This is a genomic window from Cellvibrio fibrivorans (assembly GCF_031457055.1).
Lineage (GTDB): Bacteria > Pseudomonadota > Gammaproteobacteria > Pseudomonadales > Cellvibrionaceae > Cellvibrio > Cellvibrio fibrivorans.
In genome coordinates this window covers 584,922-599,310 of record NZ_JAVDVX010000003.1, presented here as the reverse complement: position 1 = coordinate 599,310, position 14,389 = coordinate 584,922, and the positions used below count along the sequence as shown (strand labels likewise).

Here is a 14,389-nt window from a genome sequence, read left to right as displayed (position 1 = left end):
TATATCCGTCAGACAAATTGTGAATAAGTGTCGCCCGAAAACGTAAAGAGTGAAATTTGCCGCCCATGGGCGTAGAGTGGCAGCCCCTCCGATGACCACCGAGACAGCGCAATGGAACCAATAGAAAACCCTATTCCCCAAGAGGAACCCGCCCTGCTCAACGCTATTGAAGCCCGCGTACTGGGTTCACTAATGGAAAAACAGCTTACCACGCCCGACCAATATCCACTGACATTGAACAGCCTGTTGCTGGCCTGCAACCAGAAAACCAGCCGCGAGCCAATCAGCAATTATGAAAGTGGCGTTGTGCAGCGCGCAGTGAGTGAATTGCAAGACCGCAACTTCGTGGCGGTCGATTACGGCAACCGCGCCGCGCGCTACGACCAGCGCCTGACCCGCGTGCTCAGTGTCGATAAACCTACCCAGGCAATCCTTACCGTAATGCTATTGCGCGGCCCGCAAACCGTAGCGGAGATTTTAACCCGCACCCAACGCATGGCTGAATTTGCCAGCGCGCAAGCGCTGGAAGAAAAACTGCAACAACTTTGCGCTAAAACCAAACCGGTGGTGGTACACATTCCCCGCCAGATTGGCCAGCGCGAAGACCGCTATATGCATTTGCTGTGCGGCAAACCGGATTTAGCGGCGATTGCTGCAATGCAGAACTCCACGGCCAGCCCAAGTAGAGGCAGCAGTGGTAACGATGAGCACACAGCGCAACTCGAACAAAAAATTCAACAGCTCGAAAGCCGAGTCGAATTATTGGAAAAACAAGTCGCCACCCTGATGGATTTAAACGGTGTCAGCAACGCCGATTTGACCTGAGTTCACGCCAAACAACAGCTATAGACGTTATCAATTTATTCAAGTGTGATTTAAAAGAAAGGTAAAACCCATGACCGCAGCAACAACCGCAAACGAAAAAAAAGCCCCACAGCGCAGCAAACGTTTGCGTAAAAAATTATTCCAGGACGAGTTCGCCACCTTTGGTTTTGAATTGGAATGCGAATTTAAAAACGACCTGACCGATGAAACCATCAGCCAATTTGTCGATAGCTTTTTTATCGACGCAATCAATGCTGAAAACCTGGTATTTGGCGGCGGCTTATCTAGTAAACGCCTGTCCGGCTTTATCGGCTCAAGCAAACGCTACGGCTCAGCCACTGAAGCCGACAAAGCAAAATTGCTTGCCTGGCTCAAAGCGCAACCACAGGTAGCGACGGTAGAACTGGGTGAAATTATTGATGCGAATTACTATGTCTAATTAGGTTTCGCGCGATACTATTTCCATCCAATGCAAAAAGCCCGCACAAATTTTTGTGCGGGCTTTTTGTTGGTCTTATTTCAACAAACTCAGCTATTGGCCAGAACTGGAATTGGTGTACTTAACCAACACCGATGTGTAAGTCTGACCACCACTCTCATTGATGTGTTTTACGTTGGCTTTCACTTCTGGTGAATACCAATATACATCGTTCATAGCACTGCTCCCGCGCGCATTCTTAAATGTTCCGCGATGCACAATCTTGAACGCTGAATATGTACCACTCGGCACGGTAATTTTTTCAAATGCAACCACTTCTACGTCTTGCCTTGTATAACCAGTAGTACCGTCGTCACTAGTCCAGCTTTCTTCGTACTCCCATTTGGCTCCTACTTTCAGGGGCCATTTGCGAAAAGCCTTTTCATTGACCTTGGAGTCAGCTTGGTCTATTGCAGAAGTTTTTGAACCACCAGCGAATTTTTTAACGAATTTCTTTTCGCCAGCATCCAGAACAACCGTACGCGTTTCAAAGCTCTCCATCAAAGCCCTATTCGGCTCGACATCAACTACAAGTTTCTCCTTCCACTCCCATGTTTCACCAACAGTAAAACTCTCAATACCGGGACGCTGCGCTTCCTGAGCTATGGTATTGACGCTTGCCAAGCCGATGATAATGATTGTAATGAAAACTGAAGAAAATTTCATTTGTAAATCCTTTAATGTGAATGAGACAGACTTTCAGATGTCAATTAAATTAGGAAGATCAGGATCCGCAACATCGCTTTGTTATGTTCGCTTTAATTTTTTTAGTATTTTTACTTTTGCGTCAACGGAACACAGCTACCTTATATTATCGACATACACCTAACAATCAAAAGTTAGGCGATGTGGTGCTGGCTAGGGCACTAATGATAAATAATGAAATAAAAAAGGCTGTGCCGGTTTAACACCGGGCACAGCCTTCTTAAAATCCGTATTACTAATCAAGCCCCTGTTTATAGAGGGGCTTGATTTAATGCAACTACGGTAACGCGATAATCGAAACAGAACCTACCGGATCATAGGAGTAATCGTCTTTCGCTTCGCCTTCATCGGCGGTCAGGATAAATTTCCCATCCGGTGAGAAGGTCAGCATATCTGGCAAGGCACCTACTTTGGCGATACCTAACAATGCATAGGTTGATGTATCAAACACCACCACCGTGCCCTGCTGGGTTTTATCAACACCTTGTAACGCACCCGCCAATTTTCCATTCTTGACGGCAACACTGTTAATACCGCCAGCGTAAGGGCTGAGGTCAATGGTGGTCAGCAATGACAATTTAGTTGGGTCAGCAAGATTCAATACTTCGATGCGCGAATTCTTCAACAGGGTGCCGTTATTCAATACAAACAAACGTTTGGTGGTTGGATCATAGGCGCTAATCTCCGCTGCTGCTGCGCCGCCTTCCAATACCAGGCGCGATGCAAAACTGAATACACCGTTAGCATCACTTTGGTAAACAGTGACGTTGCCGCTGTCTTCATTGGATACCACTAACAATGGATTGCCACTAGGGCTATCAGTTGCACTTACAAACAGAATGCCTTCGGGTGCATCATCACCGGTAGTTTTGAGGAATTGTTTGAAGGTGATATTACTCATGTCGGTAATATCGTAAACCGCAACTGCATCGGCGCGTTCAAGGCCAACAAACACAAAACGTTTGGAGCCGATAATACCAATCGTCAGATTTTCCGGTTCAACGCCTTTGGCATCACTGCGGTCATCCGGATAAGCATTAGCAGTATTTGCCTGCACTTCCAGATCTTTGCCACTGTCAAACACTTGCGCACCGGTAGTGCCATTCCAGATACTAAATGAACGCGCGCCAAAACTCAGCAAGTCGCTGTAGAGTGTTTCGGCAGTTGATGACTTAGCAAATTGCGTAACAACCAAACGGCCTAATTGCGCATCTTTTTTCAATTCAACAGCATTTGGGAAATCTGATTCATCCAATGTCAGGCCAGAGACTTTTACACCTTCAACAAAATTGGTGTAGTAATCGCGCACATCGCCTTCGTTCGCGGTAATCACATAATCCATTCCGCCTTCATTAAAAGTCGCTATACCATCGGGCTGATACATACCAACTACTTTTGGATACTCGGAAAAAGCAATTTTGCTGTCTTTATCGCTCGGGTCGATTTCATTGCCGGTCGCGCCGTAATCTTTAAACCCCAGCGGAAATATATTGGTAATTGCCGGTGTACCATTGAGATTAATACGCGCAAGACCATTATTTTCCTGCAAGCTTACCCAAGCAGTTTTTGAATCGGCAGCTACAGCAATGTATTCCGGTTCAACATCTTTGGCTAAATCCGCATTCAAACCAAATACGCGGAAACCGCCTGCTTCTAATGTTGTTTCCTGATTGTTGTAGGAAGAGAAATTCAACGTAGTCACGGTTAAATTCAACGCGGGAGTTGCAAAATTTTTCAGCGCAGGTGATGCATACAATTGCGGCTTACTGGCATCGGCCAAATCAATCCAGTTGCCACCATCGGGCAGACGGCCGAAGGAATTGACATGGAAATCGCCGTAACTGATTTGATCGCGCTGCTCACCCTTGTAAAACAGGGTAATCGTTTCTTTTTTGCCGATACCAAAGGTTTCAGTACCGCCGTTCAGAATCGCACCTGCTGGAGCATTAGCGGGCAAGTTTGCACCAACGGCCAAATCCGTCAGTAAAATAATATGGCCTTTCGCCGGGATCTCTGTGCCGGCAGGAATTGGCATAGGTTTATTTCCGGTATCCGTTAATGTCCATTCGCCTGCAGCAAAGGTATAGGGCTGCTCACCTTTGTTATAAATTTCAATGTAATCAAAATTAATATCCGGGCGGCCACTGGACACGATTTCGTTGATCACAATATCCGTAGGGCCAGCAGGTGCGACCACAGCGGGCAATTTATTGCTTGCACCGGGTGTTGCTTCCAGTGCTTCGGTTTGCACATGCCATGCAGCACCATCGGGCAAACGGCCAAACGAATTAATGTGCGTGCCGTCATCCCATTTTTTCTGGTCGAGAATTTCATTTTTGTAAACTAATACCGCAGTATCGCCTTTACCCAAACCAAAATTCGCAGCACCACCGATCAAGGTAGATGCAGGCGCACCAAAAGGTACGGCGCTTTGGTCTACCGCAACCAATAAAAATCCTTTGGCAGAAATAACAGTGCCCGCTGGAATCACAATACCGGGAACCTTATCTTCAGCAAAACCTTTAATATCATTCACAGCCCACTCATTAGCTGTAAAGGTGTAATCCGCATTTGCGGCGTTGTAGAGTTCGATGTAGTCATAACCACCGCCGTCAGAACGCATTTCGTTTAACACAATTTGCGGTGCAGGTGTTGGAGCGACGGATGCAGCAACACTAGACGCAGTGCTTGAGGCAACACTCGATACCAGACTAGAAGCAACACTGGAAACTGATGATGAAAGTTGGCTGGACGATGAAGCGCTGCTGGAAGATTTATTGTCGTCACCACCACAGGCAACCAAGGTAAGGGATACGGCAGCCAATGCTGCCAACTGCGGAAACTGTTGAATAAGCTTCATAGTTATTCCTGTTGCTGAAAAATAAATAGATCCGGAACCTGCGCAAGACTTCGCAGGTGGATAGCGATTAAATGGATATTTTCGGCGACAAGACTAATCAGCGTTTATGACGGGTTCGCAACAAATTTATGACAGATTGATGACATCACACCTCCCCACTTTCTCTCATGGGGCTGCAACGAGTAACCCTATCGAAAACCATCTCAGTACGATTAACGATATTAGGCCAGCGCAAAATCGATACCGCTGGAATAAGTAATAACGGCAATGTTGGTGGCTTATTTTTTCGGACAAAAAACAAACACAGAACCATATTGGTGCAAAGCAATTTCATTCGCACCAAAATAATCAGGCACCTGCCCCAAAACAGAACCAAAACCTGCCTGTTTTTTCGCCACCACCGCCCTCTATATTCCACTTCATGAACTGGCGTACATTCTGCATGGCGTCCATTACAACTTAAAAAAATAGTCTTACCCCACTAAAACTATTACGACTCTTTAGAAACAGGTGAAGAAGACCTATGCAACAACACCATTATTTACACAGCGACCTTATGCATTTGTCGCCCGCGGAGCGAGGCTGGCTTAACTGGTATGGAAAAACAGGCAAGGTTTCCATGGGCTGGTCTTGCTGGTTAAACCGCAACCGCTATGCAGTGATGGAACAAGCATTTGAAAGCATCGCCAGTACTCGCATAAAACTATTGCAGCAGTGGGTAAAACGGCAGTGGACGCAATTGGAATCCTGTCGTAGCCAATTACAATTTCTCGACGACAGCTACGACAATATTCTGCGTAAAGCATGGCAAGTCATGGGAGACTGCACGGAATTATTTATTATCGACCAACAGGGTATGGTGACTGCCACAACCTACAATCGCCGGCTTGGTGTTCTCGATTTAAATCCGCGCGCGGTAAAAACAGGATTGGAAAATCCATTTCTGCATGGCCCTTATATCGATACGGAAACACTGCATATCGGAAAGCGCAGCTCTGCCTTTCACGATCAAGTGACATTGATGTTTTACCTACCAGTCGAATTCAACAATGGCAATAAAGGTTGCTTGTGTGCACGCTTCCCCAATGATGTGTTAGGCGATTTAATCCAACGGGAAGCAGGCCACATTTTTACTGAATCTGGCGATAATTATTTATTTATGGTGAAAGCAGTTTTTGATCCGGCAATTAAAAGCGGTACCGCTCTCTCCCGCTCGCGCTTTGAAGACAATACATTTTCACATGGCGAAAATTTAAAATCAGGTGTGCATACCGCATGGGGTGTCGTAAAAATCCAGCAGCACACAGAATTTGAAATCCGCTTTACTGACCCGGCCACTAATGAATTACATCCGGGTGTACGCGAAACGATTCGCAAAAGTAGCAATTTATTTGTCACCTACCCCGGCTACTCCGACTATCGCCATATTCCAGTGGTGGGAAAAGGTGTAACCTTTTCATTGCAGGGCTCGCCAGATACCTGGGGCATGATGTGCGAGGCGGATTTGGAAGAAGTTTATCGCCATCGCTCACTGAATTTTAAACTGATGAATATTTACACGGCTTGTGTGGGCAGCAGCTTTTTAGTAAATGCTGCACTACACGAGTACACCGACTGGTCTAATAACGCCATCAATCTATTTACCCTGTTAACCCTGGTAATCGGCGGAATTATTTTTAAACAGCGCGGCCCACGCAAATTAGCGCGGCGCCTGGGGAAAATGACTGAGGTGATCCACACCATTGCTGAAGGTGGCGGTAATTTGCAGCAGCGTCTGGATACGCGCAAGTTAGCCAATGATGAAACTGGGGATTTAGGGCGCTGGACAAATAGTTTTATCGACAACCTCGATCATATAGTTGGCGAAGTCATACGCGCGGCAGATGAAGTGATGAAAAACAGTGATAGTTTACTCAAACGAAATACCGAGGCGAATCAGTCATCCAACCATGTTTCCAGTTCTATGGAGAAAATGCTGGAATTGGTACATACCCAGTTGCAAGAAATCAGCAATGCCTCCGGCACGGCCAGCGATATGAAAAAAGTCATGGAAAGCGTGGTACAACAAGCGCGTAGCCAATTTGAATCGGTGCGTACAGGAACCCAAAGTATTCGCGATGTGGTGGAAAATTCAGCGCGTACCATTCACACACTGAATAGCCGCACCAGCGAAATCGGCAATATGGTTTCCTTGATCAGCGACATCACTAGCCAAACCAATTTACTTGCGCTCAATGCAGCCATTGAAGCAGCACGTGCGGGTGAACATGGCCGCGGGTTTTCAGTGGTCGCCGATGAAGTACGCAGCCTGGCAGCACGAACTGCAAGTGTGGCAAAAGAAATTGGTGAGAAAATTGAAGCCATTCGTACTGAATCGCAAACGGCAGCCGCCTATATGGAAACCAGCGTCGCCGATGTGGATCGCGGTTTACGTTTAGCCGAGGAAGCATCAACCGATAATTCACAACTACATCATATTGTGGAGCGCATGTTCGATATCATTCATCATATCGACAACAACAGCCAACAGCATGGTCATCACGTACGTGAAGTTGCTAGCGCAAGCCATACGATGAATAAAGTAGTACGCGCCTTGCAAACCAGTTCGGATCGCTTAAAAAATACCGCAACCAAATTGCATCAATTGGCTGGCGTTTTCCAGGTGACTTCGCGTTAGTGATCCATTATTGGAATAAAAAAATGGCAGCCATTTGGCTGCCATTTTTTTCTAGCAATTTTCGCTTGAAAAATTATTGATAAACGCGAACATAATCCACATACATGCGCTGCGGGAATACGCTGCCTGCATCCGGGCTACCTGGCCAGGTTCCACCCACGGCTACGTTGAGCAACAGGAAGAAGGGATTATCAAATACCCAAGCACCGTAGTTTTGCACTTGCGCGCGCGTTACTGAATAGAATTGAATGTTATCGCGGAACCAGCGAATACCGTTGGTATCCCATTCAACGGCGTACACGTGATAATTCACATCCACATATTCACCCAAATTATGGGTTCCCATAAAGGGTGTATTGCCTGAATAGCCTGGGCCGTGAATTGCTCCGTGAGTGGTAGTCGGTTCAAAACCTACGTGTTCCATGATGTCGATTTCACCTGAAGCAGGCCAACCCACTGACCCCAAATTGTTACCCAACATCCAGAATGCAGGCCACACACCTTGGGTTTGCGGCAATTTCAAACGCGCTTCAATTCGGCCATATTTAAATGATTTCTTATCGCGCGAGATCATCCGTGTTGAAGTGTATTCACAGCGACCATACCAACAGCTGTAATTGGCTGGGTTATCGCGGCGCGCTTCAATGACCAATACGTTACTGCCCGCAGCAGGGTCGTTTTGGATAAAGGCATTTTGTCCGCCGGTGTAGTATTGACGCTCGTTGTTACCCCATCCGCCACCACCGGTTTCAAACGTCCAGTTAGCGGTGTTGATGCTGTTGAACTCATCAGCAAATACCAATGGGCGACCGGTAGCTGCTGCACGCACAATGACTGAACTAACGTTATCGTTAAAGCCTTCATTGTTCAGGCAATCATCATCTGCCGTTACTACACGCGAAGTACCGGTAAAATTATCGCCCTGATAAAGCACTGCTTCATAACCGGCAGTCACACGAATGGATGACGCATCGTTGTCAACAAAGCCACGCGCTTGCAGCGCCGCTAAATTGTACGAGCCAACATCCAAGCCAGCAGCCCAACCGGTGAACGGACAGTGTTGGTAAACGGTTGCCCTTGCAGTACCAGAACCGTTAGCCACAACTTCAATCCAGTTAAAATTCCAGCCGTTGGTTTTAGCAAATACACCCAGGCTGTAATTGCCTGCATTTAAATTGACAGTGCGGGTTACAGTTGTCCAGTTTTGCCAACCACCGGTTGCGGGAATAATAAAGTCACCCAGCACAATCGAACCGCCATTTAAATCGACAGATGCTGTAGCGCCATTAGCCGATGCCACACGCATACGGATGGTGTAACTGCCGGCAGTAGGGATGGATAAATTATTAAACGCGAGCCATTCATTGGCTTCAATCCAGCCGACATTGTAGCCGCCACCGGTATCGGTAGTTGCTTCTATATCAACTGCATCACCGCGAAAAACACCACCGGTGTTGCCCGGGGTAGTATCGGAAAATGCGTTGTAATTTTCTGCTTGAAAAACGACAGCATTGGTTGCCGATGAAACACCAATACAAGCAAATAACATTGCCGATAACAGTGTCCATCTAACTGATTTTTTATTCTTCATCGTTAGGTTCCGTTTGTGTAAGGATGGAAATAGAGTAAACATTGATACGCAGGTGTCGTGTATCCAATGACCAGACCGGAAAAATGCCAACTGCCCTTGTTATTATTTGTTACTGCCGTTGTCGCACGAGCGGGAGTATAAAAAATACCAATCAAAACTCAAACAGCGAAAAGGAGCCAAAAACCGCCGCAAATAGGCAATGTTTATTTTTTTGACGAGCAAATAAAAAAGTCGAACCTCGCACCTACCCTCACCACAGGATTCCCACTTTATTTGCATCAACCTGAAACGGTTTTTTTACTTTATTGCTAATTAAGGTTACACAATCTGTTAACCCATCCACTTTATTTGCGGATTTGGGTAACAGTTTTACAGCAGGAATCGATGAAGGGTGAGCGATGCGTCAATCGGTGGGAAATGTGAGTCAGCACATGTGCCATGTTGTGTCTTCCTCATATCGGCACAGTGTTATTTTGGTTTGATGATTTAAAAATAGAGCATGTGATATCAATTCTCAGAAAATCACAGGACCCATCCCTTCAGATTGGCGATAACAGAGATTAACCGAGGAATGTCCTGATTGGCAGAGGCTACGAAATCCTGATCATTTATTGATGCGCCAGTTAACTCAATATCATTACCAGCTGTTTGGATAAAGCTTGAACCCACCGTGTGATCTGGCCCTTCCACATAAAACTTCCATGGACCGGAAGTAGTCGCCAGGCAACGCAGAAGGATGTCTTGTAGCTCAGTTTTTGTAATGTTCAAAACAATTCCTCTAGTTGGTACAATCAAAGCTGACAGAAGGTAATTTTTTTGGGGGAGTTCTAATGTCAACTTCGACACATCAGGAGAACCATAGGCTATTCCTTAAGTTTCTCCATACACTGGAACTTCACATCAGCAACCTCTAACTTAACGGAAAATTGCCGACTATCAACCGACTCAAAGCAGACAATTTCTTTTGCTACGCCAAACTCGATAATTTGATACTGAGCCTCAGCATCAGGTCGCAGCTGTTTTAGCCTAACAACAACGTTCTTCCGGTTATTTTTCAGTAAAGCATGGCGGCCATAAATCACTGTTATTTTCTTTTGGCTAAGCTCACCACTTATCACTTTTCTGACCTTGGCGTCATACAGATAAAAAGTTGACCATGTATGACAATCTTCGCCTTCATCTCCATAGCACATAACACCAGACGTAATACCGGTATCTTTAATAAATTTCAAATCCAAGACCGCTGTCAGCTCTTCAGCAAAACAGCTGTTGGATGTAAATATTATAAAGATAATGATAAATCGAGTCATGAGAGTTTCCATGCGTACGGTGTCCATTTTTTCGGAAATCATAGAGTAACCCAAAAACCTGCAAAACAAATATCCTGAATTTGCAGGTGAGGTAAATACCAGCACAAAAAAGGGAGCCAAATGGCTCCCAAGGGGATAGCTCAATCGATAAACGATTTTGCTGGAGAAAGATGAGCTTATTTTTTCAGCTGTAGTGATAACAAGTGGTAGCCACCAGCGTTGGCGTAGATGCGGATTTTATTGGTGCCTTGCAATAATTTTACATTTGCCAGTTTCACCTGCTGCCATTTTTCTGATTGGGCGACCGCTGTGTCTACCGCGAGCAATTCATTATTTACACTCACGCCAAGACGGCCAGTCGCTACTGTAGCCTTAACTTCTGCCGATAATCCGTATACGCCAGCCTGATCGGCCTCCAGCGTGTATTCAGTCCACTCGCCTGCCTCTATGTGATTTATGAAGTGGGATTTTTTTGCTGGATCAAATTCAATATCTACACCTTCATTGCGATAAGTTGTACCGCGATTCCAGGGCATACGTTCGCTGCCGGCCGAGATGTGATAATTCGCCGAGTCTTTATCATGATAAGCAATGCCGCTGCGCCCCATGTCGTAATCTACCGCTGTAATGGTGCCACCAGTTTTACTAATGCGGTGGGTTTTAAACGGCAAATTCAGTTTGGAGTAGGGTTGGCGGAACATGGCATCAATCACTTCCGGATGGAACTGGGTGTTCTCAAAACGGATATCGTGATTAGCCAATTGCAGCAGCGCTTTTTTCGCGTCTTTTGCGGAAGGTTTTTCGCCTTTGCCATTCCAATAATCCACCAATGCGAGGTAACCGGCATTGGGTTTTACTTCTAAAGGATTATTGAAACCGAGTTTTTTCAGCGGCCACCACGCCCAACCAATCCCTTGGGATTCCACCAATGCAATCGCATCGGTAAACCAGAGATTGGAGTTTTCGCCAGATTCGCCCAACCAAATTGGCATATTGTATTTTGCACGCAAATCCAAATGGCTTTTAATATCGTCCAGCGTGTTGTTGTTCCAATATTTATGGAAACTCAACACCATGTTATTGTCCCACTGCGGCAATACGCCCGCGTAATTATTACCCCAGCAGTTACCTTCGATAATAATCATGTGTTTGGTATCAACCGAACGAATCGCCTTGGTGACATCCACCATCAATTTTTTCAACGGCTCGTTTTTGGTTTCTTTGCAACCATTTTTGTCATCCGCATTTTCAAAACCCCAGTTGGGTTCATTGATAATGTCGTAAGCACCCACTGCTGGTTCATTGGCATAACGCTGTGCCAGTTTGCGCCAGAGCTCGATCATTTTTTGCTGGTTGGCTTCACTCTGCCAGAGCGATGGAGTGTTGGGGTTGCGATCAGAAATCGCAAAATCATTGCCCTGCCCGCCCGGTGCCGCGTGCAAATCCAGAATCACGTACATATTATTGGCTTTAGCCCAGGCGATAAGCGCATCGGTCATGGCAAAGCCTTGCTCCAGCCAAGTGTTTTGGCCTTTCACCGGTTCCTGTTCAATCGGTAAGGTATAGAGATTGAAATGCATAGGCAGACGCACAGAGTTGAAGCCCCATTTCGCCATCGCATCTATATCGGCTTTGGTGGTGTGGTTAGCAAGCCAGGCGTTATAAAATTCTTGCGTGGCTTCGGCGCCAATTAATTCTTCTATTTTTGCCCGCATCGCATGCTGCTGGCCAAGGTTGCCGAGCTTGAGCATGTAACCTTCTTGCAACATCCAACCGCCCAACCCCATTCCGCGCAACAAGACTTTTTCGCCCTGCTCGTTGACAATAAATTGATCTTGAGCACGCAAGAAACTTTGGGAATGCGCATTGACGCAAGCGAAAGCCGCAGTCAGTAAAAGGCATAAATTAGCAATAGACTTCACACAATTCACAATAAAAACCTCTGTTAGGATTGTTATTCCAATAATGTAGATCCAATCCCGCAAATTGGCGTTCGAGTAAAGTAATCACGAACGACACCAGATCCCAGTTTTGTAATCATTGGGAGCAAAATATGGAACAAGCCAGAAAAAGAAACGAATAAACAACAAGTTAGGCACATCGCCTTGTCACAATCATGGATGTAAAGAATTGTCTGCATTGAAGATAGATCGGCAAGGTATGTACACTATTTAGCATAGGTTTTTTACAAGAACGAGAATCGCTGCTCTATACTCAGCAAGGACGATAAGTACAAAATTTAAACTATAACGATAACCAACCCGATTGCCACCCACCATGAACGAAACTATTTTCAATATTCACGACCTCGTCCTTATGATGACCGCCGTGCAATGCGCCTGTTTTGCAATACTCCTATTGGTGACTAATCCACCCACCAACAAAAGCAACTATTTCCTTGCTGCATTTCTGCTCGCACATGCATTTATCCCTATCCACGAACTGATTTTGTGGGGCGCTGATTTTAAAATGATCGCACTGGATAATTATCCGCGTTTATTTTTATGGATAGGCTTTGGCTATTATCTGGATGCAATACTGCTGTACTTTTACGTGAAATCACTGGTCTATCACGATTTCAGCCTGCACAAACGCGATAGTCTCCACTTGATTCCGCTCGGCTTATTTGCCTTATTTTTAAGCTTGACATTTTATAGTCACACGTTGGAAGAGCGGGTACTGCTGATTGATGACGATATTTACGTCTACAGCCCTATGTATCTCATTGTCGATTTTTTATGCAAAGCAACCCGCATAGGTTATTGCATCGCCTGTTTATTATTGATCGCCAAATATCGCGACCAATTAAAAACAACTCACTCAAATATCGAGCGCATTGATATACGCTGGTTGATCTCGTTGGTAGTCGGCTTCTTGATTATCACCGTTACTGAAGCTGCCCTCGCCTGCGCGAAATTGCTGCACTTGTTTATTGGCTTCCACCCGCACTGGTTTGAAGTGATTGGGTTAACAGGATACTACGTGGTGTTTGTATTGGTACTCGCGTTAGTGTTCAGCAGCATTCGATACTTCTCTGGTTTTGTCGCCGTCAAACAAAAAGATCAGCAGAAGAAACCCGTAGAGGAAAAATTACTCAATGCTGGTTTTGCCGAGAAAATCGACGCGTCAATGCGCGAGCATAAACCCTATCTACAACCTGATATTACTCTGGATATGCTGGCAGAGACATTGGGGATTCCGTCGCGGGATTTATCGCTGGTATTCAATCGTCACTTCGATAGCAACTTCTACGAATTCATCAACCGCTATCGTATCGAAGAAGCGAAAACCATGCTCTCTGACCCCAAACAAAAATCCAAAACCATCACGCATATTTATCTGGATGTGGGCTTTAACAGCAAATCGGTATTTAACACTTTCTTTAAGAAACACGTGGGGCAAACGCCTTCGGAATATCGGCAGGAACATTTGCAGGGTCAATAAATGGCAAAAACCTATCTGGACTATCAAATCACAAGTGAGGATATCGCCTGGGAGTTTTTAAAGCTGGGTATAGTCATTCCACTAAGCTTCGCACTGGTGGGTGGACTAATTAATCATTATGGGAAACAAAACGAGCCAGCTACTTTGTACGTGGTTGGCGGGATGATTTCCATCGTCTTTCTGATACTGCAAGGTATAGCGTTTTGGTATTTTCGCCATCCAAATTTTTACGAATTTAAAATTACCCATGAGGTTGTAGAATATAAAACGAATAGTGAAGGATACCAACTACCACTAGCCAGCATTCTACGAATTGAGACCTCCCGTACCATTGGCGGAGAAACCTCTAGGATCGACTACTTTTTTGTGACTGATTCTGGCAAAAGCTTTAAAGTGCCAAAAATTCATAAACTACCTGATGGAAAAATTGTAAAAATAATGATGGAAGCCAATCCTGCAATTGTTAAAAATTAAAGCATCTTTGGGTATTTAGCTTTTG

Annotated in this window: 11 protein-coding genes; 5 read left to right on the top strand and 6 right to left on the bottom strand. The window is 45.4% G+C overall.

Annotation, left to right across the window (positions count from 1 at the left end):
* Window positions 1-111 precede the first annotated feature (111 nt).
* Both J2X05_RS11115 and J2X05_RS11110 read left to right on the top strand, forming a co-directional pair.
* Window positions 112-825 (top strand): YceH family protein, encoded by a 714-nt coding sequence (locus J2X05_RS11115; protein ID WP_310072418.1) that lies wholly within the window; start codon window positions 112-114, stop codon window positions 823-825.
* A 70-nt stretch (window positions 826-895) separates the two neighbouring features.
* Window positions 896-1,264 carry a YggL 50S ribosome-binding family protein gene (locus tag J2X05_RS11110; protein ID WP_310072416.1) on the top strand — a complete coding sequence of 123 codons (369 nt, stop codon included), beginning with the start codon at window positions 896-898 and terminating at the stop codon, window positions 1,262-1,264.
* 93 nt (window positions 1,265-1,357) lie between these two features.
* Here J2X05_RS11110 and J2X05_RS11105 read toward each other — a convergent pair whose 3' ends face one another.
* On the bottom strand, window positions 1,358-1,969 hold the full coding sequence (locus tag J2X05_RS11105) for a hypothetical protein (RefSeq protein WP_310072414.1): 612 nt from the start codon (window positions 1,967-1,969) through the stop codon (window positions 1,358-1,360).
* Window positions 1,970-2,285: 316 nt separating this feature from the next.
* Window positions 2,286-4,868: a choice-of-anchor I family protein gene (locus J2X05_RS11100; RefSeq protein WP_310072412.1), complete on the bottom strand. Its 2,583-nt coding sequence runs from the start codon at window positions 4,866-4,868 to the stop codon at window positions 2,286-2,288.
* Between the two features lie 523 nt (window positions 4,869-5,391).
* Here J2X05_RS11100 and J2X05_RS11095 point away from each other — a divergent pair.
* A complete protein-coding gene (locus J2X05_RS11095; RefSeq protein WP_310072410.1) occupies window positions 5,392-7,545 on the top strand; it encodes a methyl-accepting chemotaxis protein in 2,154 nt (717 codons plus the stop codon).
* 73 nt (window positions 7,546-7,618) lie between these two features.
* On the opposite strand, the gene J2X05_RS11090 is transcribed toward J2X05_RS11095, so the two are convergent.
* The 4 genes from J2X05_RS11090 to J2X05_RS11075 form a co-directional block, all read right to left on the bottom strand.
* Window positions 7,619-9,136: a family 16 glycosylhydrolase gene (locus J2X05_RS11090; protein ID WP_310072407.1), complete on the bottom strand. Its 1,518-nt coding sequence runs from the start codon at window positions 9,134-9,136 to the stop codon at window positions 7,619-7,621.
* 522 nt (window positions 9,137-9,658) lie between these two features.
* A complete protein-coding gene (locus J2X05_RS11085; protein ID WP_310072405.1) occupies window positions 9,659-9,904 on the bottom strand; it encodes a hypothetical protein in 246 nt (81 codons plus the stop codon).
* A gap of 95 nt (window positions 9,905-9,999) precedes the next feature.
* Window positions 10,000-10,446 carry a hypothetical protein gene (locus J2X05_RS11080; RefSeq protein WP_310072403.1) on the bottom strand — a complete coding sequence of 149 codons (447 nt, stop codon included), beginning with the start codon at window positions 10,444-10,446 and terminating at the stop codon, window positions 10,000-10,002.
* Between the two features lie 176 nt (window positions 10,447-10,622).
* Window positions 10,623-12,368 carry a cellulase family glycosylhydrolase gene (locus J2X05_RS11075; protein ID WP_310072401.1) on the bottom strand — a complete coding sequence of 582 codons (1,746 nt, stop codon included), beginning with the start codon at window positions 12,366-12,368 and terminating at the stop codon, window positions 10,623-10,625.
* 355 nt (window positions 12,369-12,723) lie between these two features.
* Between J2X05_RS11075 and J2X05_RS11070 the strand changes: the two genes are divergently transcribed.
* Window positions 12,724-13,890 (top strand): AraC family transcriptional regulator, encoded by a 1,167-nt coding sequence (locus tag J2X05_RS11070; protein WP_310072399.1) that lies wholly within the window; start codon window positions 12,724-12,726, stop codon window positions 13,888-13,890.
* Complete coding sequence (locus tag J2X05_RS11065) at window positions 13,891-14,364, top strand: hypothetical protein (RefSeq protein WP_310072397.1); 474 nt, start codon at window positions 13,891-13,893, stop codon at window positions 14,362-14,364.
* Window positions 14,365-14,389 lie beyond the last annotated feature (25 nt).

What these genes read in the sequence shown, in the direction of transcription:
- J2X05_RS11115 (WP_310072418.1), top strand. Translation starts at nt 112, where the DNA reads ATGGAACCAATAGAAAACCCTATTCCCCAAGAGGAACCCGCCCTGCTC.
- J2X05_RS11110 (WP_310072416.1), top strand. Translation starts at nt 896, where the DNA reads ATGACCGCAGCAACAACCGCAAACGAAAAAAAAGCCCCACAGCGCAGC.
- J2X05_RS11105 (WP_310072414.1), bottom strand. Translation starts at nt 1,969, where the DNA reads ATGAAATTTTCTTCAGTTTTCATTACAATCATTATCATCGGCTTGGCA.
- J2X05_RS11100 (WP_310072412.1), bottom strand. Translation starts at nt 4,868, where the DNA reads ATGAAGCTTATTCAACAGTTTCCGCAGTTGGCAGCATTGGCTGCCGTA.
- J2X05_RS11095 (WP_310072410.1), top strand. Translation starts at nt 5,392, where the DNA reads ATGCAACAACACCATTATTTACACAGCGACCTTATGCATTTGTCGCCC.
- J2X05_RS11090 (WP_310072407.1), bottom strand. Translation starts at nt 9,136, where the DNA reads ATGAAGAATAAAAAATCAGTTAGATGGACACTGTTATCGGCAATGTTA.
- J2X05_RS11080 (WP_310072403.1), bottom strand. Translation starts at nt 10,446, where the DNA reads ATGACTCGATTTATCATTATCTTTATAATATTTACATCCAACAGCTGT.
- J2X05_RS11070 (WP_310072399.1), top strand. Translation starts at nt 12,724, where the DNA reads ATGAACGAAACTATTTTCAATATTCACGACCTCGTCCTTATGATGACC.
- J2X05_RS11065 (WP_310072397.1), top strand. Translation starts at nt 13,891, where the DNA reads ATGGCAAAAACCTATCTGGACTATCAAATCACAAGTGAGGATATCGCC.